At 43.1% G+C, this 26,141-nt stretch carries 27 protein-coding genes and 1 pseudogene; 27 read left to right on the top strand and 1 reads right to left on the bottom strand.

Going from position 1 to position 26,141, the window contains the following annotated elements:
- The first annotated feature begins 377 nt into the window (after window positions 1-377).
- From carB to PW220_RS05295, 27 genes and pseudogenes are all read left to right on the top strand, one after another.
- Entirely contained in the window at window positions 378-3,557 is a 3,180-nt protein-coding gene (gene carB / locus PW220_RS05165) for a carbamoyl-phosphate synthase large subunit (RefSeq protein ID WP_248054207.1), read from the top strand.
- A 115-nt stretch (window positions 3,558-3,672) separates the two neighbouring features.
- The gene (locus PW220_RS05170) at window positions 3,673-4,116 is read left to right on the top strand and encodes a hypothetical protein (protein ID WP_248054205.1); all 444 of its coding nucleotides are present in this window, start codon (window positions 3,673-3,675) and stop codon (window positions 4,114-4,116) included.
- Window positions 4,113-4,376, top strand: coding sequence for a hypothetical protein (locus PW220_RS05175; RefSeq protein WP_105117837.1), 264 nt, complete (start codon window positions 4,113-4,115; stop codon window positions 4,374-4,376). Before PW220_RS05170 ends, PW220_RS05175 begins: the two co-directional genes overlap by 4 nt.
- 125 nt (window positions 4,377-4,501) lie before the next feature.
- A complete protein-coding gene (locus PW220_RS05180) occupies window positions 4,502-5,188 on the top strand; it encodes a hypothetical protein (protein WP_248054203.1) in 687 nt (228 codons plus the stop codon).
- A 197-nt stretch (window positions 5,189-5,385) separates the two neighbouring features.
- Window positions 5,386-6,246, top strand: a complete 861-nt coding sequence (locus PW220_RS05185; RefSeq protein ID WP_248054201.1) for a DUF6572 domain-containing protein — start codon at window positions 5,386-5,388, stop codon at window positions 6,244-6,246.
- Window positions 6,247-6,479: 233 nt separating this feature from the next.
- Window positions 6,480-8,249: a hypothetical protein gene (locus PW220_RS05190; RefSeq protein ID WP_248054199.1), complete on the top strand. Its 1,770-nt coding sequence runs from the start codon at window positions 6,480-6,482 to the stop codon at window positions 8,247-8,249.
- Window positions 8,249-9,118, top strand: coding sequence for an NAD glycohydrolase toxin immunity factor (ifs, locus tag PW220_RS05195; RefSeq protein ID WP_105210468.1), 870 nt, complete (start codon window positions 8,249-8,251; stop codon window positions 9,116-9,118). The genes PW220_RS05190 and ifs overlap by 1 nt, the downstream gene beginning before the upstream one ends.
- 55 nt (window positions 9,119-9,173) lie before the next feature.
- Window positions 9,174-9,962 (top strand): class I SAM-dependent methyltransferase, encoded by a 789-nt coding sequence (locus tag PW220_RS05200; RefSeq protein ID WP_248054198.1) that lies wholly within the window; start codon window positions 9,174-9,176, stop codon window positions 9,960-9,962.
- Complete coding sequence (gene pcp, locus PW220_RS05205; protein ID WP_248054196.1) at window positions 9,937-10,584, top strand: pyroglutamyl-peptidase I; 648 nt, start codon at window positions 9,937-9,939, stop codon at window positions 10,582-10,584. Before PW220_RS05200 ends, pcp begins: the two co-directional genes overlap by 26 nt.
- Window positions 10,584-10,892: a DUF4298 domain-containing protein gene (locus PW220_RS05210; protein WP_248054195.1), complete on the top strand. Its 309-nt coding sequence runs from the start codon at window positions 10,584-10,586 to the stop codon at window positions 10,890-10,892. Before pcp ends, PW220_RS05210 begins: the two co-directional genes overlap by 1 nt.
- Window positions 10,893-10,904: 12 nt before the next feature.
- Entirely contained in the window at window positions 10,905-11,276 is a 372-nt protein-coding gene (locus tag PW220_RS05215; protein ID WP_248054194.1) for a YybH family protein, read from the top strand.
- A gap of 185 nt (window positions 11,277-11,461) precedes the next feature.
- A complete protein-coding gene (gene trmFO / locus PW220_RS05220; protein ID WP_105114718.1) occupies window positions 11,462-12,796 on the top strand; it encodes a methylenetetrahydrofolate--tRNA-(uracil(54)-C(5))-methyltransferase (FADH(2)-oxidizing) TrmFO in 1,335 nt (444 codons plus the stop codon).
- A gap of 76 nt (window positions 12,797-12,872) precedes the next feature.
- The gene (locus PW220_RS05225; RefSeq protein ID WP_248054193.1) at window positions 12,873-13,883 is read left to right on the top strand and encodes a DNA glycosylase AlkZ-like family protein; all 1,011 of its coding nucleotides are present in this window, start codon (window positions 12,873-12,875) and stop codon (window positions 13,881-13,883) included.
- A gap of 109 nt (window positions 13,884-13,992) precedes the next feature.
- On the top strand, window positions 13,993-14,817 hold the full coding sequence (locus PW220_RS05230; protein WP_248054192.1) for an alpha/beta hydrolase: 825 nt from the start codon (window positions 13,993-13,995) through the stop codon (window positions 14,815-14,817).
- A gap of 27 nt (window positions 14,818-14,844) precedes the next feature.
- On the top strand, window positions 14,845-15,591 hold the full coding sequence (locus tag PW220_RS05235; RefSeq protein ID WP_248054190.1) for an esterase family protein: 747 nt from the start codon (window positions 14,845-14,847) through the stop codon (window positions 15,589-15,591).
- A gap of 20 nt (window positions 15,592-15,611) precedes the next feature.
- Window positions 15,612-16,778, top strand: coding sequence for an ATP-grasp domain-containing protein (locus PW220_RS05240; RefSeq protein ID WP_248054188.1), 1,167 nt, complete (start codon window positions 15,612-15,614; stop codon window positions 16,776-16,778).
- A gap of 139 nt (window positions 16,779-16,917) precedes the next feature.
- Window positions 16,918-17,055: a hypothetical protein gene (locus PW220_RS05245; protein ID WP_172084979.1), complete on the top strand. Its 138-nt coding sequence runs from the start codon at window positions 16,918-16,920 to the stop codon at window positions 17,053-17,055.
- Window positions 17,056-17,103: 48 nt separating this feature from the next.
- A pseudogene (locus PW220_RS05250) lies at window positions 17,104-17,801 on the top strand (TraX family protein).
- Window positions 17,802-17,899: 98 nt separating this feature from the next.
- On the top strand, window positions 17,900-18,040 hold the full coding sequence (locus PW220_RS05255; protein WP_044688597.1) for a hypothetical protein: 141 nt from the start codon (window positions 17,900-17,902) through the stop codon (window positions 18,038-18,040).
- 12 nt (window positions 18,041-18,052) lie between these two features.
- Complete coding sequence (locus PW220_RS05260) at window positions 18,053-18,427, top strand: NisI/SpaI family lantibiotic immunity lipoprotein (protein WP_105107149.1); 375 nt, start codon at window positions 18,053-18,055, stop codon at window positions 18,425-18,427.
- Window positions 18,428-18,449: 22 nt separating this feature from the next.
- A complete protein-coding gene (locus tag PW220_RS05265) occupies window positions 18,450-19,202 on the top strand; it encodes an ABC transporter ATP-binding protein (RefSeq protein WP_248054186.1) in 753 nt (250 codons plus the stop codon).
- On the top strand, window positions 19,203-21,173 hold the full coding sequence (locus tag PW220_RS05270; RefSeq protein ID WP_248054184.1) for an FtsX-like permease family protein: 1,971 nt from the start codon (window positions 19,203-19,205) through the stop codon (window positions 21,171-21,173).
- Between the two features lie 90 nt (window positions 21,174-21,263).
- Entirely contained in the window at window positions 21,264-21,503 is a 240-nt protein-coding gene (relB, locus tag PW220_RS05275) for a type II toxin-antitoxin system RelB family antitoxin (protein ID WP_024376606.1), read from the top strand.
- A gap of 40 nt (window positions 21,504-21,543) precedes the next feature.
- Window positions 21,544-21,759 (top strand): type II toxin-antitoxin system RelE family toxin, encoded by a 216-nt coding sequence (locus PW220_RS05280; protein ID WP_371314982.1) that lies wholly within the window; start codon window positions 21,544-21,546, stop codon window positions 21,757-21,759.
- A gap of 41 nt (window positions 21,760-21,800) precedes the next feature.
- Window positions 21,801-22,466 carry a DNA-binding response regulator gene (locus PW220_RS05285; protein WP_079396423.1) on the top strand — a complete coding sequence of 222 codons (666 nt, stop codon included), beginning with the start codon at window positions 21,801-21,803 and terminating at the stop codon, window positions 22,464-22,466.
- On the top strand, window positions 22,463-23,404 hold the full coding sequence (locus PW220_RS05290; protein ID WP_248054182.1) for a sensor histidine kinase: 942 nt from the start codon (window positions 22,463-22,465) through the stop codon (window positions 23,402-23,404). The genes PW220_RS05285 and PW220_RS05290 overlap by 4 nt, the downstream gene beginning before the upstream one ends.
- Before the next feature lie 76 nt (window positions 23,405-23,480).
- Complete coding sequence (locus PW220_RS05295; RefSeq protein ID WP_248054180.1) at window positions 23,481-24,989, top strand: phosphohexomutase domain-containing protein; 1,509 nt, start codon at window positions 23,481-23,483, stop codon at window positions 24,987-24,989.
- A gap of 62 nt (window positions 24,990-25,051) precedes the next feature.
- Here the strand turns inward: PW220_RS05295 and xerS are convergent, their stop codons facing one another.
- A complete protein-coding gene (xerS, locus tag PW220_RS05300; RefSeq protein ID WP_248054177.1) occupies window positions 25,052-26,122 on the bottom strand; it encodes a tyrosine recombinase XerS in 1,071 nt (356 codons plus the stop codon).
- Window positions 26,123-26,141 lie beyond the last annotated feature (19 nt).

Consider the following 26,141-nt stretch of genomic DNA (forward strand, 5'->3'; position numbering starts at 1 on the left):
TTAGAAAACACTTTATTGCCGAATGTCAGTTATTTAATGTCAACCTGTGAGTTGACGAATAGAAAGGCAAGGGACAGGTCAATGGTTGCAAGCAACTCATTTCCCTACGCCTGCCTCTATGGAGGTCAGGCTATCCCTTGCACTAGCAGTAAGGTTTACCTAATATCGAGCTAAACCTTACTGCGTCGGACTTATCTTATTTAATGTCAACCTGTGAGTTGACGAATAGAAAGGAGAAGATACAGGTTCGAATTTTCCTATTCGAACACGCCCTAAGGACTGTGCGAAAAAGATAAACGTCGTCTGGATGCTTGAAGCATCAGCGTCGCGTTTCCTATTTTCGCTTTGTCCTCTTAACGGGCTTTGTATCATACATTATGCCAAAACGTACGGATATTAAGAAAATTATGGTGATTGGGTCTGGTCCGATTATTATCGGTCAGGCTGCGGAGTTTGATTATGCTGGAACTCAGGCTTGTTTGGCCTTGAAAGAAGAAGGTTATAGCGTTGTCCTGGTCAATTCAAACCCTGCGACCATCATGACAGATAAGGAAATTGCGGATAAGGTTTATATTGAGCCGATTACGCTTGAATTTGTCACACGGATTTTACGGAAGGAGCGTCCAGATGCTCTCTTGCCAACCCTGGGTGGTCAGACAGGTCTTAATATGGCCATGGAATTGTCCAAGGCTGGTATTTTAGATGAGCTTGGAGTTGAGCTGTTGGGAACTAAACTGTCTGCAATTGATCAGGCAGAGGACCGCGACCTCTTCAAACAACTCATGGAAGACCTCAATCAGCCTATTCCTGAGTCAACGATTGTGACGACAGTTGACGAGGCTTTGGCATTTGCCAAGGAAATCGGCTATCCTGTCATCGTTCGTCCAGCCTTCACGCTGGGTGGAACTGGTGGTGGTATGTGTGCCAATGAAGAAGAACTGCAAGAAATTGCAGAAAATGGTCTAAAATTGTCACCAGTGACCCAGTGTTTGATTGAGCGTTCCATTGCTGGTTTCAAGGAAATCGAATACGAAGTGATGCGCGATGCGGCTGATAATGCCTTGGTCGTATGTAACATGGAAAACTTTGACCCTGTGGGAATTCATACAGGAGATTCTATCGTATTTGCCCCAACGCAGACGCTTTCGGATATTGAAAACCAGATGCTGCGTGATGCCAGCCTCAGCATTATTCGTGCCCTCAAAATCGAGGGTGGCTGTAATGTGCAGTTGGCACTAGATCCACATAGTTTCAAATATTATGTCATTGAAGTAAACCCACGTGTGTCCCGTTCCTCTGCCTTGGCATCGAAAGCGACAGGTTATCCTATCGCCAAATTGGCAGCAAAAATTGCGGTTGGCTTGACCTTGGATGAAATGGTCAACCCTGTTACAGGAACAACCTATGCCATGTTTGAGCCTGCACTTGACTACGTTGTGGCAAAAATTCCACGTTTCCCATTTGACAAGTTTGAAAAAGGGGAGCGTCGCCTTGGAACCCAGATGAAGGCAACTGGCGAGGTCATGGCCATAGGTCGTAACATCGAAGAAAGTCTGCTCAAGGCCTGCCGTTCTTTGGAAATTGGTGTTTATCACAATGAAATGCCAGAACTCAGCCAAGTGACAGATGACCAATTGGTTGAAAAGATTGTCAAGGCTCAAGATGACCGACTCTTCTATCTTTCAGAAGCCCTTCGCCGTGGCTATACAGTAGAAGAATTGGCTCAATTGACAAAAATTGATGTTTTCTTTCTTGACAAGCTATTGCACATCTTGGAAATCGAGCAGGAATTGGCAATCAATCACGATAATATCGACTTATTGAAAAAAGCCAAGAAATACGGTTTTGCAGACCGCAAGATTGCGGAACTCTGGGGACGGACAGAATCCTACATCCGTCAACTGAGAGCAGACCACAAGATTGTACCCGTTTACAAGATGGTGGACACTTGTGCGGCTGAGTTTGAAAGTGCTACGCCATATTTCTATTCAACTTATGAGTGGGAAAATGAATCCATCCGTTCGGAGAAAGAATCTGTTTTGGTGCTGGGTTCTGGTCCAATTCGTATCGGTCAGGGTGTAGAGTTTGACTATGCGACGGTACATTCTGTAAAAGCTATTCAGGCCGCTGGCTACGAAGCCATCATTATGAACTCAAACCCTGAAACGGTGTCTACTGACTTTTCAGTTTCGGACAAGCTTTATTTTGAGCCATTGACCTTGGAAGATGTCTTGAATGTCATCGATTTGGAACAGCCTAAAGGGGTTATCGTTCAGTTTGGTGGACAGACAGCCATCAATTTGGCAGAGCCATTGGCAAAAGCAGGCATTCCAATCTTGGGTACGCAAGTAGCGGATTTGGATAGAGCTGAAGACAGGGATTTATTTGAAAAAGCCCTGAAAGACCTTGGTATTCCACAGCCACCAGGTCAAACCGCAACCAACGAAGAGGAAGCACTAGAAGCGGCCCGCAAAATTGGTTTCCCAGTACTTGTTCGTCCCTCTTATGTCTTGGGCGGTCGTGCTATGGAAATTGTCGAAAATGAAGCAGACCTACGTTCTTATATGAGAACGGCGGTCAAGGCTTCGCCAGAGCACCCAGTTTTGGTGGATTCTTACATCATCGGTCGTGAGTGTGAAGTGGATGCCATTTCAGATGGTAAGGATGTCTTGATTCCAGGTATTATGGAGCATATCGAGCGCGCAGGGGTTCACTCAGGTGACTCTATGGCAGTTTATCCCCCACAAACCTTGTCTAAAGAGGTACAGGCGACCATTGCAGACTACACTAAACGATTAGCAATCGGTCTTAACTGCATCGGTATGATGAATATCCAGTTTGTTATTAAGGATGAAACAGTCTATGTCATTGAGGTCAATCCACGCGCCAGTCGTACGGTGCCATTCTTGTCCAAAGTCACAGACATTCCAATGGCTCAGGTTGCAACCAAATTGATTTTGGGACAAAGCCTTGCGGAACTGGGTTACCAAGACGGTCTTTATCCTGAGAGCAAGCAAGTGCACGTCAAAGCACCAGTATTCTCATTTACAAAATTGGCTAAAGTTGACAGTTTGTTAGGACCAGAGATGAAGTCAACCGGTGAGATTATGGGATCAGACTTGACGTTGGAAAAAGCACTGTATAAGGCTTTTGAAGCAAGCTATCAACATCTGTCTGAGTTTGGTAATGTAGTCTTTACCATTGCGGATGAAGACAAGGAAGAAGCTCTTGGACTTGCCCAACGCTTCCATGAACTAGGCTATGGTCTGCTGGCCACGGCAGGTACAGCTACCTATCTGGCTGCTAAGGGACTATCCGTGACAACTGTTGGCAAATTGGGCGATGCAGCTTATCAAGATATTCCAAGTCTTGTTCGAGCAGGTAAGGTTCAGGCGATTATCAATACGGTTGGTAAAAAACGGGTAGCGGATGGCGATGGTCAGGTCATTCGAAGCTCTGCTATTGAAGGAGGAATCCCACTCTTTACAGCCCTTGATACAGCAGAAGCCATGATTAAGGTGTTGGAAAGCCGTAGCTTTATGACACAGGCTATATAGAAGATAATGCAAATTTGCAGCATAGACGACTTCGCAAGAGGTCGTCTTTTTGATATAATAGAGTTGTAATTATAACTAGTAGGATCGGCAAGGTAAATAAGGGAATAAAATGAAAATGGAAAAAATGACAGTAGAAGAGTTTTTACAACTGAAGAAGGATGCTCAGGTATCCTTGATTCTATTTATTGTTTTTGGACTTGTCTTGTTTTCAAGCATGTTTTATATCACAGTGATTGGGGCGAGAACACAAATGTACAATTCACTTGTGACGATGGTGTTTCTATCTGTATTGATGAGTGCAGTCAGACCCTATGTTTTTTCCAAAAATATCTTAGAGAAAAAACAACCTGAGCTGAAACAGTATTCGACAAAGGGCTACTCAGTTTCTAGTGCCTTTCTAAAAAGGGTTTTTCTAGTTTATTCGGTTGCGATTATTGTGGTTGTTTTCGGTTTTGCCTCTGCCTACGCAACTCGGGTTGAGACCATCCTTCCCGATGATACTTTACCAAGTCTGGAACAGAAGTCTATTATTGAATTAGAGCTTGAGGAAGATCAATGACAAAGCAAGAATTACTGAATTTTGTGGAAGCTCACCAATCTGAAATAGGGGCATTTACAATTATGCCAGGAAGAAAATTTGGTGGGCAATTTACTCTGGGCTACTATTTTGATGAGGAATCACAAAAATATAAAGTATATGAGGTGAGTGAGCGTCAAGAATTCTGGGTATGGGATGAATTTGATATGGAATCTGAGGCAATAGATAGACTATATCGAAAAATAGTTTTTAGTTTTAATTTAAATGAAAAGCATATTTAGATTTATCCATCGACTCTCTTGGAATTGTAGAGGGCTCTGTTAAGGGACTCCAAAGCCAACTTTCTCACATTGAAGTCTCAAGCCCAAGCCAAAATCAGCTCAACGCTCGTCAGGGTCAGGACTTTGTGGACTTGCAAACGGTTGAGTTTGGTAAAATCGCCAGCAAGGTCGAGAATAACATCACAATCAAGATGACGGTTGATGGCGTTGAGCAGAAAATCCGAGTGGATGCGATTGGTTTTGACGAGGCAGGCAACATCCGCATCCAGGAATACACAACTGCCCAGAATGGTTTGAAAATCAGCCGTCAGAACCTCTTGGAGGATCTGTCCAAGTACGGCGGCACCATTGTCGGCGCAGGCAAGGGTGACTTTGTCGGCGGTGTTGAGATACCTAAGGGCACACGGATTGATGTCGTGTCGCAGAAGACGGGGAATGTGACGATAGGATCTCCGGATACCGTTTATTCTGTAAAAGACTTTAAAGCTGAAATGGAGCAATTGCCTCATATCAATCTTTCAAAACAGGTTGAAGATGGCTTGGTTAGTACGAAGAACGGGAGCCGTCCGTCACCTCACCATGTTTATTCAGTAGAAGAAATTGCAACTCATCTTGCTATGTTCGATGATGGAGCAGTGAAAGTTATGAGCTTTGAAACATATGATTATGGGTTGCAAAATTATGGTGCGACGATAGGCCATCCTGACGGTCATTATGTAATGCCTAAATTTGTTTATGAAAAAGCTGTAAGGGCATCTAATGGTAATCCAAGAGTTCTAGAGGAACTATTGGGATTAGAACAGGGGTACTAGGAGATAATCCAGTTGTTATTGATATTCAGCGCTTAAAAAACCTCCGGATGCCTTCTGGTAACGAGCCTGGAGCTTGGCAAGGTTTGTGGGAACCTGGAGGCTACACACAGGGAGGGATTCCTGAGGCAGTGATTGATCAACTTAGTGAGTCGGATTATACAATAGACGAAGTATTCCAATAGAAAGGTCAGATATATATGAAAGTGTTACGAGGGACTGACTTTATAATATATGAATTAAATGGGCAATATAGCATTAATTGGTATCGTGGGCGAGAACGTTTCTCTTATCCAATAGATGAAGATTTAGTAAAAAAAGCTCTGTTAACATCTAAAGACGGGAAAGAGGTCATGTTTTATGTAGAGCATGGGCGCTGGCCAGAAGAGGATGAGTTAGAGCATTATAATGAATCTAACGTAATTACACATAGAGGGAATGATTTTATTGTCTATGAAGAAAATGGCAAATATGAGATGCACTTTATGACTGGCGGATTTCAAGACCGAGAGGTCATCTATCCTATTTCTAAAGAACTTATGGAAAGAGCTTTTGAGTCGCCTCAAGATGCCTATGAAGTAAAAATTTACTTAATGACAGGCCATTGGCCAGATAAGAGTCAAGAAGAATTGGATAGAAATTTCTTAAGACAGTTTCCAGAGCAAATTCTTAAGACCCCGACTATTTCAAAGACTCTCTTTTCAGAGTATGAGTTTACGAAATTATTGAAACAAGCAATTGAAACAGTATTACAGACTAGTAAAATTGACAGCTTAGGAATAGTTGAAGAACATTTGGAACTCTTGCTTCTAGACCCAATCAAGTGGCAGGAAGAAACAGAAATTATTCATTTACAGTTATTGCAAGAAAAGCTGAACAACTACATTCACTTTATCGAAAGCAAGCAGTATGTGGACAGCTACGGGAATGACTTTACAGAAAAAGTTATCAATCTTACTTTCCAGTATGCCCCATCAGATAATGGTCTTGCTTTCCTTGTGCAAGTTCAAAAAGTATTACAGCCAACAGATATTCGCTTGAAGGTTGTTGTGCCAAAGTAGAGTTTTAAGTCCAGACAGGGCCAACTTGTCTGGATTTTTTGGTATAATGGGAGGGTAGAAATATTCTTCATTGATATATAAGAAGCTAGGCTAGGATTGGTTTAAAGCGGAGCCTAGGAGTGGGAATGAGATTGGAGTTGTTATCTCTCACGTCCATTTTGAAACAAGTTGAGTAGCTCTGCTATTAACCACTCCGCCAGACCGACCAACTAACGGATAAACAAATCAAAGAGTTGGAGTCAAAGAGTGATGCGGAGTTGGTTCAGGAGTTCTATCCGACTCTGGAGTCAGACTATAGTCAAATCAAAAATAGTACTTGGCAGGAGGAGAACAAGGAAGCCTTAGGCTTGGTTGACAATGGTCTCAAATTTCTAGCAATAGCGGCATTTTCAGCCGGAACTCTTATGACAGGAGGTGCTGCCCTCCCACTTGCGCTAGCAGGTGGCGCTTACCTCTTTGCGGATGGGGCCCACTCTGCGATTACAGGCAACACCCTGATTACTGGTACTCAGTTGAGCACGGAAGATCGTATCTGGGCTGGAGCTGAGGCTGTAGTAACCTTGGCTACTTTCGGTAGCTTTGCGGCAGGTCAGAGTGCCTTGCGAGCAGGAAAAGAGATTCCGACAACCGTTCAGACCATTGGTAAGTTGGCTGGCTATGCGGATGAGGGTGTGGAAGCCTTACAATGGGGTAGCGGAGTTTTGCAGGGTGATGCAGCGAATGCGACCTTGAATTACATCGGAGGTAAAGCATTTGAAGGCATTGTAGAGGGCTCTGTTAAGGGACTCCAAAGCCAACTTTCTCACATTGAAGTCTCAAGCCCAAGCCAAATTCAGCTCAACGCTCGTCAGGGTCAGGACTTTGTGGACTTACAAACGGTCGAGTTTGGTAAAATCGCCAGCAAGGTCGAGAATAACATCACGATCAAGATGACGGTTGATGGCGTTGAGCAGAAAATCCGAGTGGATGCGATTGGTTTTGACGAGGCAGGCAACATCCGCATTCAGGAATACACGACTGCTCAGAGTGGTTTGAAGTCTAGTCGCCAGAACCTCTTGGAAGACTTGTCCAAGTACGGCGGCACCATTGTCGGCGCAGGCAAGGGTGACTTTGTCGGCGGTGTTGAGATACCCAAGGGCACACGGATTGATGTCGTGTCGCAGAAGACGGGGAATGTGACGATTGAACATGTTACACCAGAAATTAAGCAGTCCGCATTTGACAAGTTTGATGAGTTAACATCTCAACCTAACAATAGTTGGATCACCTCAGAGACCTCGTCTGAATTCAAAAATTCATTTGATGCCTATGCAGAACGTGCTGTTCAAGAAGGGGCTGTGTCTTCTAAAGAGGAGTTCTACCAAATGTATGAAAGCCGCCAGTACGCATACACATCTGAATATCAGCAGAAAATTTTAGAACCATATCGTCAAAGTGGTGCTTCTTCGGTTGTAAATGGATATGTTATTCAAGAATATACCTTTTCAAAAAACCCTAATTACCCTCCTATGATAGGACGTGTTGATAATGGAGTAGGTGTTGGAAATTTTGTAACTAGTGGCGCAGAAGATGGAGCCTTGTTATATAATTTGGATGGGAGCCTCAAATCTGGTGAAGAAATTGCAACGGTTAAAGGGGTGTCTAGCAGTACCTATAGTTCAGGTATCTATCAATATGAATATACACCCGAATGGGTTCAAAATGTTATAGATAATGACTTGGTATCATTTGTCAATGGTGATACGCCAGGTTCGAATCCACTTAATATTCCAGGGGCTAAAACTTGGTCAGGGGCTGATATGACAAATTCTGAGAGTGAGCTACTTATGCCTACTATTGATATGCGAGGGCATTCATATGAAGACTTCCAAGCTTCAATTGCAGAAAAGGGATATTATGAAATAAAAAATCCTAATGTTTTTATTCCTAATGTTACTACAAGTCAGACTTATCCAACAGAGGGGATTGTCCGGATAAACCAATGGGTAGGAGGTAATAATTAATGAAAGACTATCAGCCAGTTAAAACAGGTTGGGAACTTGAGAAATATAAGCAAGCCATAAGAGAAGGTAAAGAGGATGAAGTGTTTCTTGGTGATGGCGAATTTATGATTCGTCATCGAGAATCTTTCTTTGAAGGTATTACAGATATGGAGGTTTTGATAAGATACTGTTTGTTTCCTTTGTATGAAGAGGGAGATAGAGATATCGTTCGCCGCACAGAAAATATTCTAAAAGATTTTGTAGCAAGTGGTGAGATAAATAAATTGTATCAGGTCTCTCAATATTTTAAAATTCAGAAATGGTTATTAAGTAGCTACAATAACCTTCCTTTTATTATTGAACTTGAACAATTTGTTCCGATTTTTTTTGAAAAAGTTGTCAAGATGCCTTTGGAAACAGAATCGGTTCGATATGGAGCGGTTTGTGCTTGGATGAGTGAAACACCAGAATTTCTTGAGTATGACAAAACAACAATTGATAGGATTATGAATAAGCTTAAGGAATTAGCCAACAAACCCCAAGTAGTCCCATCTCTTGAAGAAATTTTTCCGATTGAACTTGATCCAACCAAAATTGATTCTATAGGAGTTATAGAAAATCATTTGGAAATGTTATTGCTAGATAGCAACAAATGGCGAAAACCACTAGAAAAACAACACCTCCTCAAACTCCAAGAAAAGCTGAACAACTACATTCACTTTATCGAAAGCAAGCAGTATGTGGACAGCTACGGGGATGACTTTACAGAAAAAGTTATCAACCTGACTTTTCAGTATGCCCCATCAGACAATGGTCTTGCTTTCCTTGTGCAAGTTCAAAAAGTATTACAGCCGACAGATATTTGCTTGAAGGTTGTTGTGCCAAAGTAGAGTTATTTCTACAAAATGAAGACTACATTTTCAGTATTTCTGGTACAATAGACTTATGAAAATAATCGTCACAACCAGTCTTCGTATGAACCAAAACCTGATTTTACAGGCTAGGGAAATAGCAGCGCAGCTCAATCTAGACTATCAAGACCGTCGTAAGAGGTCAGTCCAGTCCATTCTAGCAAAAACAGAAGCTAACGCGGTGCTTGTGGTCTATCAAGGCCAATTAGTTTTGGAAGAAAAAAATGGACAACGCTTCTTTTTCCACCCTGACACAGCTATTTTGCGTATCAAGTCTGGAAGGGATCCGCTCTTGGAATTGATAGGACCTTATAAACATACCGTCCTGGACTGTACCATGGGGCTGGCTTCTGATAGTATTGTCCTAGCTAGTGCGGGTCATCAGGTGACTGCCTTGGAGAGTTCTCAGCTTATTCATTTTATGGTGAGTCAAGGTCTGAAAGAGTTTGATAGTGGCAATGACGCAGTTAATCAAGCCATGCGCTCTATTCAGACGATTTGGACGGACAGTTTGACTTACTTACAGTCACAAGCAGACCAGTCAGTCGATGTGATTTATGTTGACCCCATGTTCTCGCAGGAGATAAAGGAATCGGATAATCTTGACGGACTAAAACCCTTTGCCAATTATTCGGCCCTGTCTGAAGATTTTTTGAAAGAATGCAGGCGTGTGGCCAGAAGAAAAATCATTATCAAGGCTCATTTTAGAGATGAAGTTTTTGAAGAATTCGGCTTTGAACGTCATGTCAGACCTAATCAAAAATTTCATTATGGAGAAATCATTTTGGAGGGAAACGATGAAAATTTTAGTAACAGGTTTTGATCCCTTTGGTGGTGAGGCCATCAATCCAGCTTTAGAAACCATCAAGTCCTTACCTCGTACCATAGCAGGCGCAGAGATTATGATTGTCGAAGTTCCGACTGTTTTTGATAAGGCTGCTCGTGTTTTGGAAGAGAAGATGACAGAATATCAACCCGATGCAGTGCTTTGCATTGGACAAGCTGGGGGACGTGTTGATTTGACACCTGAGCGTGTGGCCATCAACCAGGATGATGCTCGCATTCCTGACAATGAGGGGCAACAACCCATTGACAAGACCATTCGTTCAGATGGACCAGCAGCATATTTTTCAACCCTACCTATCAAGGCCATGGTCGAAGCCATTCGTTCTGCTGGCATTCCAGCATCGGTTTCTAACACTGCAGGCACCTTTGTCTGCAACCATCTCATGTATCAGGCCCTATATCTGGCTGAAAAATCCTTTCCTAATACTAAGGCAGGCTTCCTCCATATTCCCTATCTTCCTGAGCAGGTATTGGACAAGCCAGGTGTTCCGTCCATGTCCCTTGAGGTGATTGTCAAAGGGATAGAAGCGGCCATTTCAGCCATTGTAGCCTATGCGGACAAGGAAGATATCAAAACTGTTGGAGGGGCGACGCATTGATGGATGGAAAATGGCAGAGCAGACAGCGTGTTGAGCAGATGGAAAGCATATTTCATTCCCAACTCCAGCTCGTTTCAGCATTGCAATCCCTTCTAGAACAGGTCGAAACAAGCCAGCCAGCATATCTGGAATTACTGGACTATTACCAAAGTCCGACCTTCCTAGAAGATATGGACTTGGCTGATAGAGGGGAATTTAAACATCTTACCTGCGGTGTCTTGAGTGAAGATGGTGTCTATAATCTGCTTATAGATAGAAAAGAATTAGCAGCCAAGCTAAGAGAATGTGCAGACTTACTGGATGTGTAAGATTGGAGAGAAATGGCAAATAGGATTGAGAACGTATTGGAATTATATAAGCAAGCTGTCTTGGAAAAGGATTTGGATCTCATGTTGTCCTTGTATTGTGACGATGTTTTGATTTACGATGTGGCTGGGCAGTGGTCTTTGTCTGGTAAGAAGGACTTGGCAGATATGGTGACTTCTTGGTTTCAAGAAATTGCGACGGATAGGGTAGAAGTGAGCTATTCAAATCTGGAAATTCAGTCTTCCCAGACCTGTGCCTTTGCCTATTTTGATGCCAGCTTTTCAAAAATTGGAAAGGAACAGTCTGTCACAGACCGTTTCACACTAGGCTTTATTTATGACCAAGGTTGGAAAATCAAGCACCAACACTCTAGTCACCCTGTATAAACCAAACAGTATTTATTTGCATAAAAAATATTACGCAAACAAAAACTACCTTCATCTCTATGAGAGTAGTTTTTGTATTTTCACGCCATTTTCTGATATACTGGATAGGTATTAAAATTTAGAAAGGTTCTGTTTTGGGTCATTCCCAAACGGTAGCCAGTCTTCTGGCTAGAGGTATTAGTTTCATGTCTCAAACCCACATTAATGTTATCGGAGCTGGCTTAGCTGGCTCAGAAGCTGCTTATCAGATTGCCAAGCGTGGCATTCCTGTCAAACTTTACGAGATGCGTGGTGTCAAACCGACTCCTCAGCACAAGACCGACAAGTTTGCCGAGTTGGTTTGTTCTAATTCTTTCCGTGGTGATAGTTTGACCAACGCTGTCGGTTTGCTCAAGGAAGAAATGCGTCGCTTGGATTCCATCATCATGCGTGCTGGTGAGGCTCATCGTGTGCCTGCTGGTGGCGCCATGGCCATGGACCGTGAGAACTTCTCTCAAGCAGTCACAGATGAAATTCACAATCACCCACTGATTGAAGTCATTCGTGGTGAGATTACTGAGATTCCCGAAGATGCTATTACAGTCATTGCGACGGGGCCTTTGACGTCTGACGCCTTGGCAGAAAAAATTCACGCACTCAATGGTGGCGACGGTTTTTACTTCTACGATGCGGCAGCACCGATTGTCGACAGCTCGACCATTAACATGGACTTGGTTTATCTTAAGTCCCGTTATGACAAGGGAGAGGCTGCCTATCTCAATGCTCCCATGAATAAGGAACAGTTTACCGCTTTCTATGAGGCCTTGATTTCAGCCGAGGAAGCACCGCTCAATTCCTTTGAAAAAGAAAAATACTTTGAAGGCTGTATGCCGATTGAAGTCATGGCTAAACGTGGTATCAAAACCATGTTATATGGTCCGATGAAGCCAGTTGGTCTGGAATATCCAGATGATTACAAGGGGCCACGTGATGGCGAATACAAGACACCTTACGCAGTTGTCCAGCTCCGTCAGGATAACGCAGCAGGTAGCCTTTACAATATTGTTGGCTTCCAGACTCACCTTAAGTGGGGTGAGCAGAAGCGGGTCTTCCAGATGATTCCAGGGCTTGAAAATGCGGAGTTTGTCCGCTACGGCGTTATGCACCGCAATTCCTACATGGATTCGCCAAACTTATTGGAACAGACCTTTGCGACCAAGAAAAATCCAAATCTGTTCTTTGCAGGTCAAATGACAGGAGTAGAAGGCTATGTTGAGTCTGCCGCCTCTGGCTTAGTGGCCGGTATCAACGCTGTTCGCCGTTTCCGAGGCGAGGAGCCGGTCATCTTCCCACAGACCACAGCCATCGGAGCTCTGCCATTCTACATCACCCACACCGAAAGCAAGCACTTCCAGCCTATGAATGTCAACTTTGGCATCATCAAGGAGCTAGACGGTCCGCGGATCCGTGATAAGAAGGAGCGTTATGAGGCAATAGCAGAACGTTCCCTCAAGGACTTGGAAGAGTTTTTGGCTTACTAAGATAATCAGCTATCTCCAGACACCTCCGGGTGTCTTTTGTGTTATACTGGGGTTAGAAAACCGAAGGAGAAACACGATGAATCACGATACTTGGAAGGGGATTATCTTGCAGAAGCAGGGCTTATTAGCCCCCCAGTCTGTCCAGCAGATTTGCCAAAATCTCAATGGCTTACAGGCTCAGTTCCAGCCCTATGTTCATGTCGGATTTCGCAACCGTATGACAGCAGAGGATTTTCATGAGGGGAGCTGGCAGGAGGAGCTGACACGTCAGTGGTCCATTCGGCGAACGGTTCATGCCTATCTCAAGTCGGAAATTCCTCTCTATATCCACGAGGGGCGGATGGCTAGTACCGACTATCTTCAAACCGTCGGTCGCGATGATTTTTCACCTCAAACCAAGCAGAAGTATCATCGGCTAATCCTAGAAGCCTTGGAACAAGCCCCTATGACCCGCGAAGAGCTGAAAATCCTCTGTCGTGCGGAAAAGATGACGCAGGAAGAGGAGAAGCAGGTTTTCAACGCTTGGGGCGGCCTTTTTCGCTACATGGTCGAGCGTGGGGAAGTTTATCAGGAGTACGGTGCCAAACGTTTTCACCTTCTGACAGACTTTCAGCCACTTTCACGGGAAAAAGCAGAGCTGGAAATCGCACGGCGGTATTTTTCAGGTTTTGGTCCTGTCAGCTTAGCGGATGCTCGTTATTACTTCAAGGAAAATAAATCTACGGTCCTAAATTGGATGAAACAATTGGATTTGAAAACTATAGAAGTAGCAGGGGAAGAACGCTTCTATCTAGGAAAATTAGAAGAAGCAGAAGTACCAGACTGCCTCTTCATTGCAGGTTTTGACCAACTTTTGCTAGGTTACGAAAAGAAAGCCAATCCCTTCTTTGATCCCAAGCATATTCGGCAGATTTATACGCTGACAGGCATTGTCAAACCAGTTGTTTTCTACAAGGGACGACTGGTTGCGACCTGGCGACGTGATAAGGACAGGATTGAATTAGCTATATTTGAAAATCTGACCAATCGTGAACTGAAAGAACTGGAACGTTACCGTCGAGTCTACGAGGAACGCTTGAAAACTTAGCAAAAATTGTTCGGATAATCCGAAAAATGACGTAATATAACTAAATTTTCTGAATATTTCAGAAAATCTATGGTATAATACTAAAAACACTGTTTAGAAAGAGATGTCTATGAACAAGTCCTACTTTTATCTAGATATGAAAACGCACGAATTGGAAGTGCCCTTTACTGCTAGAAAACGCCGTGTCCGTGTTTTATTGCCAAAAGGATATGAGGAAGATACGGATAAAACCTACCCTGTTGTCTATTTCCATGACGGGCAAAATGTCCTGTACAGTAAAGAAGCTTTTTCAGGTCATTCTTGGAAAGTCATTCCGACCATCAAGCGAAATCCTGATATTGCTAAGATGATTATTGTAGCCATTGACAATGATGGTGCTGAGCGTATGCATGAATACGCTGCCTGGAAGTTTAGCGAGATGGGTATTCCAGGTGTTCAGTTTGGTGGCAAGGGTACCTTATATGCCGAATTTGTTATGGATGTGGTCAAACCTTTTATTGACAATACCTATCGCACCAAGTCTGACAAGAGCCACACAGCCATGATTGGCTCATCACTTGGTGGCAACATCACTCAGTTTATGGGATTAGCCTATAAGGACCAAATTGGCTGTTTGGGAGTATTTTCATCAGCTAACTGGCTCCATCAAGAAGCCTTTGACCGTTACATTGAGCGAAAAGCACTGGATAAGGACCAACGAGTTTATATCTACGTTGGAACAGAAGAAGCGGATGATACAGATAAAACCCTGATGGCAGGTAATATCAAGCAATCTTATATCAATTCCTCGCTAACTTACTACCGTCAATTGATAGCGGGAGGCGTTGATTTGGACAATATCGCCTTGGAAGTTGTTTCTGGTGCCGTCCATAATGAGGAAGCCTGGGCAGCTTATTTGCCAGATTGCTTGCGCTTTTTAAGCGAAAAGTGGTAATGTAAAGAATTAGTTAGGAGAATGAATATGCATGTAGAATTTTTAAGTCACTGGTCTGGCCATCTTGGTCGTGAAATGAATGTCAACCGTTATGGACACGCAGGTATTCCTGTGGTTGTTTTTGCCTCATCAGGCGGTTCGTACAATGAATACGCAGATTTTGGGATGATTGAAGCCTGCCGTGGCTCGATTGAGGCTGGTAATGTCCAATTTTTCACCCTAACCAGTCACGATAAGGAAAGTTGGTTGGCGGACTGGAAGTCTATTCATGATAAAGCTGAAGCTCACCGTGCCTATGAACGTTATGTGATTGAAGAAGCGATTCCATTTATTAAACATAAAACTGGCTGGTTTGATGGTATGATGACAACTGGTTGCTCAATGGGGGCCTACCACGCGCTGAATTTCTTCCTCCAGCATCCAGATGTATTTACAAAAGTTATCGCCCTTTCAGGTGTCTATGATGCTCGTTTCTTTAACAACAACCACGACTACGGGCATGATGATGTGGTCTATCAAAACTCACCGTCTGATTACATCTGGAACCAAAATGATGGTTGGTTCATCGACAAATATCGCCAAGCAGATATCATCGTCTGCACAGGTTTGGGTGATTGGGAGCAAGATGGTTTAGACTCTTTCTACAATCTGAAACGTGCATTCGAAGAGAAAAATATCCCAGCTTGGTTTGACACTTGGGGCACCGATGTGGCTCACGACTGGTTATGGTGGAGAAAACAAATGCCATTCTTCCTTCACTCCATCGGACTATAAAAAATTAGAAAGGACTGCCTATGAATTATCTCGTTATTTCCCCTTTTTATCCAGAAAATTTCCAACCCTTCACCATTGAATTGGCTAAAAAAGAAGGTGTTACCGTTCTAGGTATTGGACAAGAACCCTATGAACAATTACCAGAAGAACTCCGCAATGCTTTGACAGAATATTTCCGTGTGGAAGATTTGGAAAATATCGATGAAGTCAAGCGTGCAGCGGCTTTCTTGATTTATAAACATGGTCCAATTGACCGTGTAGAATCCCACAATGAGCATTGGTTGGAAAATGATGCAGCCCTCCGAGAACAATTTAACATCTTCGGAGCCAAACCCAAACACCTGAAAAAGACTAAATTTAAGTCGGAAATGAAAAAATATTTCAAAAAAGCAGGAGTTCCTGTCGTTCCAGGTGTGGTGGTTAAAACGGAACGCGACTTTGGTAGAGCTTTGAAGAATGTTGGTTTCCCAATGATTGCTAAGCCAGACAATGGTGTCGGTGCATCTGGGACTTTCAAAATCGAAAATAAGGAAGATTTTGATCGATTTGTTGACACTTGGGATAGAAGCACCGTCTATTTCTTAGAAAAATTTGTTAATTCAAGCATCATCACAACATATGACGGATTGGTCGATCATGAAGGCAATGTTGTTTTTGAAACAGGTTTGACCTACGTTCATACACCGTTTGAATTGATACAAACCAAGAAGGACAACGCCTACTTTATTGAGAAAGAACTAGATCCTAAGTTAGTTGAATATGGCAGGGCAATTATCAAGGCCTTTGGTATGAGGGAGCGTTTCTTCCATATTGAATTTTTCAAGGAAGGTGATGACTATATCGCTATCGAGTACAATAATCGTATGGCAGGTGGTTTCACAGTTGAAGCCTACAACTATGCCCATTCCATTGATCTCTTCCGTGACTATGCTAATATCGCAACAGGTGGAGGAGTTGAGGAGCGGACATACACCCCTCAATATTGCTTGGTGGCAACTCGTCGTGATACAACAGACTATGTTCACTCAGCAGATGACATTCATCAGGAATTTGCTGATAAGATTAAGACAGTTAAACGCATGCCAGACGCCTTTGCGGAATTGCAAGGAAATGATGCCTACCTCCTTGTGACAGAGAGCAAGGAAGTGTTGGATGACATGATTGCCTATATTGGTTTAACAAAATAGAATGAATTGAAAGATGCCTAAAATGGTGTCTTTTTTTCTTTCCTTACAAAGCTGTAAGTTTTCAGTTCAGAACTGTAAGGTAGCGAGGTAGTAATATTTTCTATAATAGACTCATAAGAAAACGAAAGAAGGAAATCATATGTCATTCAAATTTTTACAAGCCAAGCAAGTGTTTGATAAATCACAAGCAAGCAAACAGCCAGAAGAGCAAGAAAAAGAAGCCCAATTTTTATTTGAGCTGAAACATGAATTGTTGCACCGCAACTGGATGTACTAGAAGGAGGTTATCTTGAAATCTTACAATGCTTATCAACTGAAACTCGCTATGGCTGGCTTAATGGTTTTGGATCATCTGAAAATCATACCAGATTTTATCCCAGACCAACTTAGCATGGTCTTTCACATGGTCACTCGATGTGTTGCAGTCTTCTTTGCTTACATGTTAGTGGAGGGGTTTCTTCATACGAGAAATGTCAAAGCCTATCTTCTACGACTGTATGGTGCAGCAGGACTGATGGCCACTGGAAATGTTATGATAAACAGTCTTTACCAATCAAAAGATATTTACATCACTAATAATATCTTTCTAACATTGGCCGTTGGACTAACCATGCTTATTTGTTTGAAGGAGTTTAAAAATAATAGTAGAACTCGACAAGTGATTCAAGTTGTCCTAGCTGGTTTGTGCTTGATAGTCGGGGCAGCATTCACAGAAGGAGGGCAGTTGTCTTACCATTTATTCTCATTACTTACTTAGGTCGTAAGATGCCATTCAAAAGAAATATTGCCTATGTATTGTTAGCTTTGCTTTTGCTTTTATCATCCTATCATCCTTATGAGACTATTGAAATGACCATTCAGATGATGCTCTTCAATGCAGACTGGTTATTTATTTTAGTCCTGCCAATTCTGAGTCTTTATAATGGACAAGCAGGGCCTCGCACAGCATTTTCACGCTATTTCTTTTACATTTTTTATCCGCTTCATTTGTGGCTACTAGCAACTTTCGCCTATTTTCTCTAAACTTACAATCTTGTAAGTTTACATGTCAGAACTGTAAGGGAGCGAGGTAGTAATATTTTCTATAATAAACTCATAAGTAAACGAAAGAAGGAAATCATATGTCATTCAAATTTTTACAAGCAAAGAGAATAGAAGAAAAGGTATTCTCTGAAAAAGAGAAGATTGAACTCATGGAACAAGCTGCATTCTTGGAAGAGCTTGCCCATGATTTGCAAAGTATGCGATTTATGGCATACTAGAGGGAGGAAACTATGAAAAAGAAAGTATTTGGCTTGCTGGCTTTGGGCAGTATAATGCTAACTGCTTGTTCTTCCTCTTCAGCAGGTCTTAGCTTTGATGAGGGCTATCAAACTTTCCATTACAAGGGAAAAGATTATGCCGTTAGCAAACAGGAAGTTACCGAAGATAGTATTCAAGAGGTAGAAGTCAAGTTTATGGATTGGCCTGTTGTTAAAGAGGAAGGGGCAGTGAAAACGACGGTATCCTTGAATAATCTCTATGTAACCACTAGCAAGGATTGGGCCATTGGTGTCCAAGATGGTTATTATAAAGTGGACTTAGAAGACAATATTGCTGAGTCAGATCGTATCAATTATCAAGAAGTGCTTGATCAAGCAGATGAATAAAAAAAGAAAAGTAGGAGTAACTATGTTATTAGAAATCAATCATTTAGAAAAAGTTTACCGCACGCGCTTTTCAAAAGAGGAAACTCGTGCCTTGCAAGATGTGGACTTCAAAGTCGATAAGGGGGAATTTATCGCGATTATGGGTGAAAGTGGTTCAGGTAAGACGACTTTGCTCAACATTTTGGCGACCTTGGACAAGCCAACGCGTGGCTCTGTTATCTTAAATAATCAAGACATCACCAAAATCAAGGAAAGCAAGCTGGCAGATTTCCGTTTGCGTAACCTAGGTTTTGTTTTCCAAGATTTTAATCTCTTGGATACCCTGTCCATCCAAGACAATATCTTTTTACCTCTGGTATTGGCACGTACTAGCTATGAGGAAATGGAAAAACGGTTGAAAGTTTTGGCGCCAAAACTGCGGATTCAAGATTTGCTGAAAAAACGTCCCTTTGAACTTTCTGGTGGACAAAAGCAGCGCGTGGCCATTGCTCGTAGTTTGATTACCCAGCCACAGATTGTTCTAGCGGACGAACCGACAGCTGCCCTAGATTACCGCAATTCAGAAGACTTGCTGAATTTGTTTGAAGAAATTAACCGTGACGGTCAAACCATTCTCATGGTGACCCACTCGGCCAACGCAGCCAGCCACGCCAAACGTGTCTTGTTTATCAAAGATGGTCGCATTTTCCATCAACTGTACAAGGCAGACAAGAGCAATCAAGACTTTGCCAAGGAGATTTCGCTCAATATGTCTGCACTTTTAGGGGGTGAGTAGATGTTTTACCTCAAACTTGCTGGGCAAAATATCCGAAAATCCATGGGTGTGTTTGCTCCCTTCGTTTTAGCCAGTCTTGTGCTATTTACTCTGATTTGTTCCATGTTCTTACTCATGCTCAGTCCAGTTATAAAGACCATGGGCTCTGGTGCCGTTTCTATCGGTCTTGGTGTTGTTGTTCTGACCATTTTCTCGGTCATTATGGAGATTTATAGTTTTAATTTCCTTATGAAACAACGGGCGAGGGAATTTGGTCTCTATAACATGCTGGGGATGAACAAGAAAAAGGTAGCCTTGATAGCTAGCCTCGAATTGATGATGATATTCTTTCTGGTTGTAGTTCTTGGTTCTGTCTTAGCTGGTGTGTTCGCAAATGTTCTCTACTTGATTTTTGTCAATCTAACACATTATAGCGATTTGCATTTTGGAATAGACCCTCTGGCCTTTGTCATGACCGCCTTTCTCTTTGCTGGTATCTTCTTTCTCTTGGAATTGCTAGCCATTCGGACCATTGGTAAGACCAGTCCGCTGATTTTGTTCCGAGCTAGTGAAAAAGGGGAGAAGGAGCCACGTGGGAATCTTCTCTTGGCTGCTCTTGGTGTCCTTAGCCTAGGCGTTGGCTACTACCTGTCACTTTCTTCTCAATCTGCAGGAGTTGCTGTCATCTATCGTTTCTTTATCGCTGTTCTCTTTGTCATTGCGGGGACATATCTGTTCTACATCAGCTTTATGACTTGGTATTTGAAGGCTCGGCGGAAAAACAAACGCTATTTTTACACGCCAGAGCATTTCATTACCACATCGCAGATGATTTTTCGGATGAAGCAACATGCAACAGGTTTGGCCAATATTACACTGCTTGCGGTCATGGCCTTTGTTACCATTGCGACAACTACTTCTCTCTATACAGGCATGACCAATATGACCAGTGGACTTTATCCAAAGGAAACATCCATTACCTATCACGTTGCGAATAGAAGTCAGGGTGAAATGGCCTTCCAGCAATCGGTGCTCAGCCATTTTCCAGAAAAAGCAAATGACAGCTTATCTTATCTGACCTATCAAGCTGGTCTAGTCTATGATGGTGGTAGTGAGATTGTCATTAGTCCGGAAACCATTGCCAATCCAGACTTTAGCAAAATGGCTTATACTTACTTCATCACTCAAGATGACTTCAGGAAGTTGGGCAATGACTTGCCAGAGCTGGCTGTCAATCAAGTAGCCTTTATCCGTCCAAGTGAAATGCCATCGCTAGAGAAAGTCACTTTGGGAGATAGTACTTTCGAGAATGTAGTAAATCTTGATACAGCTATTTTCCCTGATATTACTAATACGCTCAATGCTGCCGTCATGGTGGTTAGCGATGATAGTGTTCTACAAACTATTCGTAGCTATTATGAATCAAATAATCCTCAAGGCTATCAGGTTAGTCTGGACTACCGTATCTTTACCGACCTGACCAATGAAGAAGTGCTCTCTCTTGGAGAGCAGGCAGGCGATATGTATCATATTCTGGATGAAAATGGAGAATACCTAGGAAATGCCATGCAGAAAACAGACTTCAATAATATGATCATGGGTTTCACAGGTGGTTTCCTCTTTACAGGCTTTTTGTTGGGCATTAGTTTCTTGCTGGGTGCTGCCCTGATTATCTACTACAAGCAGTATTCGGAGGGGCATGAGGACAAGAAATCCTACAAGATTTTACAGGAAGTGGGGATGAGCCAGCAGGCTGTCAAGAAAACTATCAACTCTCAAACGCTTTTGGTCTTCTTTATGCCACTGGCTATGGCAACCCTGCACTTTGTCGTCGCCCTAGTCATGCTCAAACAAATGTTGATGATGTTCGGTGTGGTTTCTTCCAGCATGATTTACACGGTTAGTGGAATTACATTGTTGGCAGTCGCCTTGATCTACTTTGTCATCTACAAGTGGACCAGTCGGACTTATTACCGTATTATTGAACGATAGCAGAAGTCTCGCTTATGCGGGATTTCTTGATTTTTTTAGGAAATGGTGTTACAATAGTAATACCAAAGGAATACCAGAAGAGGTGAGAAAATGGCAGCTATTACATTAAAAGTTTCTGAGCAAGACAAGCTCTTTATGCAGGCTATGGCAAAATTTGAAGGTGTGAGTTTGTCAGAACTCATTCGGACTAAAACACTTGAAGCCCTTGAAGACGAGTACGATGCGCGTGTGGCTGATATTGCTTGGGCAGAATACCAAGCTGACTTGGCGAATGGAATTGAGCCGATAACACTAGAACAAATGGCTGAGGAGTTGGGCATTGAGTTATAAGGTTATTTTGTCTGCTAAGGCCCAAAAGCAAATTCGAAAGATGGATAAAACCGCTGCAAGTTTGATTTTGCGCTATCTTTATAAGCATATTGACGGGTGTGACAACCCCAGACAATACGGAAAAGCTTTGACTGCCAATCGTTCTGGCCAATGGCGCTATCGTATCGGCAACTACAGGGTTATCGTCAGTATTGAAGATGACAAATTGATTGTAACGGCCCTTGAAGTCGGGCATCGGAAAGAAATATATAAATAGAAAGCCAAGACCTGTGTCCTGGCTTTTGCAGAATGAAGAAGATGAAAAAAGAGAAGATTTATATTGTTGAAGACGATGAGATGATTGTCCAGCTCTTGAAGCAGCATCTGGGAAAATCATATCAGGTGGAAAGTGTGCAGAATTTCCGAGCTGTCAGTCAGGAGGTTGCAGAACTCAAACCAGACTTAGTGCTGATGGATATTAGCCTGCCTTATTACAACGGCTTTTACTGGACGACAGAAATCCGTAAAACCATGACCATGCCCATTATCTTTATCTCCTCTAGCGATGATGAGATGAATGCAGTCATGGCTATGAACATGGGTGGTGATGATTTTGTGTCCAAGCCATTTTCACTAGGGATTTTGGATGCCAAAATCGGTGCCTTTCTGCGTCGGGTTAATCAATTCAGCAAATCAACCGATTTGTCTATCGACCAATTCCAGCTTAGTTTGGATGGGCGATTTTCAAATGAATCGGAACAGGTTCAATTGTCTCCAACAGAAACCAAGATTTTGTCTGCCTTACTAGAAAGACAGGGGCAGATTGTCAGCAAGGATGAACTCTTGGAAAAACTCTGGGAAAATGAAGAATTTATCGACCAGAACACGCTCAATGTAAACATGACCAGACTGCGTAAGAAGGTGAGCGAAGTCGGGTTTGAACGAATTCATACGGTTCGTGGCGTGGGGTACTTGGTCAAATGATAGCAAAATTTATCCGTGAATACAGGAGTTTTTACTTCTCCTACATTGTTCTGGCTACTAGTTTTATCTTGCTTTTCTTTCTCTATCAACTGCCCACCGAATTCCTGCAAAACGCTCTGCTATTGTCCCTAACCCTTTTAATCCTACTGACTGTAGGGTTTTTCTGGAAGTTTCGCAACCGCATGAGAGCCTTGGAAGACTATGTCCATGAAGAAGCTCTGCCCCTGCTTAATAAGCCTGTGGACTTGGCCTATCTCAACTTGATTGAGGCAGAGAAGGAGGCGACACGAGAGCAGCTTTTGGTCTATAAGTCACGAGAAGAAGACCTGCAAGCTATGGTAAAAATGTGGTCCCACCAGATGAAAGTGCCGCTGGCTGCCCTGTCTTTGATGAGCCAGACTGACAATCTCAATCAGAAAGAAGTCGATCACCAGCTCTTGCGCTTGGATAATTATATGGCAAATCTCCTCAACTACCTCAAACTGACCAACCATGCCAGCGATTTTCGCTTTGAGCAGGTGGAAGTGAGAGAAGTAGTGGTCGATTTGGTCAAAAAATACCGTAATCAGTTCTTGCAAAAAGACATTTCAGTGACCATCAATGGAAATTGGCTACTGAAAACCGACAGAAAGTGGCTTAGTTTTGCCCTATCACAGATTATCGACAACGCCCTCAAGTACAATAAGACTGGTGGAAAGGTGGCCATTGAATTGAATGAGGGGATTTCCATTTCCGATACGGGAATTGGCATTTTGGCAGAAGACATTCCTCGCCTGTTTGATGAAGGATTTACAGGTTTTAATGGGCGTGAACACCAAAAAGCGACAGGTTTTGGGCTTTATTTGACAAAGCGTGTTTTAAGTCAATTAGATTTAAGCATTAAAGTGGAAAGCCGAGTAGACGTCGGCACCACTGTAACCATCACCAAAGTACAGTAGAAGCTGTACTTTTTCCTTTTGAAAGCGCTTTGATTTTGTGATATACTGAAGCTACTAGATAAATCAGGAGGTTACTATGTCACATCATCATGTTTTGCAAAACGGATCGGATATTCGTGGAATTGCCATCGCTACAGACGAATATGCTGTCAATCTCACTCCACAGGCCACCAAGGAAGTGGTTCGCGGACTTATTCATTGGCTAACTCAGAAGCCAGAACTGGCGCAGGCCTATCAGGAAGGACAACTCAAGATTGGTATTGGTCGAGATAGTCGTCTCAGCGGTCCAGACTTGGTTGCCGCCTTCACAGAAGAAGCGGTGCGTTTGGGCGTTCAGTTGTTCGACTTCGGCATGGCCACTACGCCAGCCCTCTTCATGAGCACCCAGTACCCGCAGTTCAAGTGCCACGCTGGTGTCATGATTACCGCCAGCCACCTGCCTTATTACTTCAACGGCATTAAGATTTTTTCGGAAAATGGCGGAGCAGAACATGAAGATATTGACTTCATCCTCTCGCATAGTGAAGACTTGCCAGCTTCTTCCCTTGGAAGTGTGACCCAAGCAGACTTGATTACGCCTTATGCCCAAGACTTGGTTGGTAAAATTCGTACCGCCTGTGGTGGACAAGAAAAACCACTGATAGGTCTTAATATAATCGTTGATGCTGGAAATGGTGCAGGAGGCTTCTTTGCTGAGAAAGTTTTGGCAGAGCTAGGAGCAGACACTACAGGCTCACAATTCCTAGACCCCGACGGCACTTTCCCAAATCACGTTCCAAACCCAGATAACAAGGAAGCGATGGAAAGCATTCGTCAGGCTGTCTTGAAGCAAGGTGCAGATCTTGGTATTATCTTTGATACCGACGTTGACCGTGCCGCCCTGGTTACCAAGTCAGGTCAAATTCTCAATCGTAACAACCTGATTGCCGTTCTCAGCCAGATTACCCTGGCAGAACATCCAGGAACCAGTATTGTGACCAACTCTCCAACCTCTGAACACCTGAAAGTCTTTATCGAAAGCTTGGGTGGCAAACAAATTCGCTATATTTCAGGCTACCGTAATGTCATTAACCGTGCTATTTCAGCAAACCAAGAGGGAGTTGATTGCCAGTTGGCTATCGAAACCTCTGGACATGCTGCCTTTAAGGAAAATTACTTCCTCGATGACGGGACCTATGTGGCGGCTAAGATTCTCATGCTCTTACCAAAACTGCAAGCGGAAGGCAAGTCCTTGGACGACTTGATTGCCCAGCTTAAACAACCGCTGGAAACCCAAGAAGTACGGTTCAAACTAGAAGCGGCAGATTATCGAGCACTTGGTGAACAGGTGATTGCTGACCTCCGCCAAACCAGCCTCGAAGGCTTTGCTTTTAACCCAGAAAACGAAGAAGGAGTGCGGTTTGACCTGACTGCTCCTTATGGTGATGGCTGGCTCTTGCTCCGTATGAGCCTACATGAACCCCTCTTGGTCTTGCAGGTGGAAAACGACCAGACAGGCCATATTCCAGCTGTTTTACGAACCCTCTCAGCCTTTTTGGACCAGTACCCAGCTGTCAATCAGGAAAAGTTGAAAGAATTGCTATAATTGAAAACACGAGTAAGTTTGAGCTTACTCGTGTTGTTTTGCATAATTAATATTACGTAAATTTATAATTTATCCAGAGCATTTTTTTGCTCATCGTTAACGATATGGGTGTAGAGATCGGTGACCTGGGTATTGGCATGACCCAGCTGGTGACTGACCAGAACTTGCGACTTGGTGGCGTCGTAGAGACGAGTTGCCAATGTGTGACGGAGTTTGTGGGGTGTGACACGTATCTTGAAGTCCGCAGAATACTTAGCAACCATTTTCTCAATGGAAGAAGCGTCGATGCGGTTAGGCAGACCACGGTACTCAGACAGGAAGAAGGCCGTATCCGTTTTCTCAGCCTTGTAGCGTTGCTGACGGATGCTCATGTAGGCTTCTAAGTAAGGCTTAGCAAATCCTGCCACATTGACCGAGTCCCGCTTGCCACCTTTACGGGTCACCTCGATGATCATCATCTTGAGGTTGACATCACGGAGGTCCAGATTGACCGCCTCAGACAGACGAACGCCAGATGCCAAGAGAAGCGCCAAAATCGCCAAGTCGCGTTCCTTGTTTTTTTGGAAGGAGGAGAGGGCACGTTTGGAGAGATTGACCTGGTATTCCTTGTCCACATAGTCCAAAAACTCCATGGTTTCATCGCCCAAAAAGAGCTTCTGCTTGATGTTCTCCGCCCGAGCCGCCAAGGTTTCCTTCTTCTTCTTGGTGGATACCTTCTTCATGACATTGCGGTAGAAGTAGGGCTCACCCTGATCATTTTCCACTTCTTCGGTTAAATACTTGAAGAGACTAGAAAGTGCCGATAGGGTACGGTTAATGGTGGTCTGCGACACACCATTCTGTGTGGTATTGGCATTCAGCAAGGGACGCTCCCGCAGATAAAGAATAAAGGCCTCCATATCTTTTTTTGTCAAATGTTCCAGAACATCAAGAGAAATGTCAGCAATCCGTTCCACAGATACCAAATCCGAATCCTGCAACCATTCAAAAAAACGACGGTATTCTTTCAAGTATTCATATAAGGTTGTGAAACTGTAAGGCACAGCCAACTTTGATTGGTAATATTCCAAGACATACCAAGGCATGATTTCTTTTAGCTGTTCAATTTTTTCTAATAATAATTCGCGTCTCATCATTTTCTCCTGATTTTCG

The sequence above is a fragment of the Streptococcus sp. 29892 genome, from assembly GCF_032594935.1.
Taxonomy (GTDB): domain Bacteria; phylum Bacillota; class Bacilli; order Lactobacillales; family Streptococcaceae; genus Streptococcus; species Streptococcus hyiners.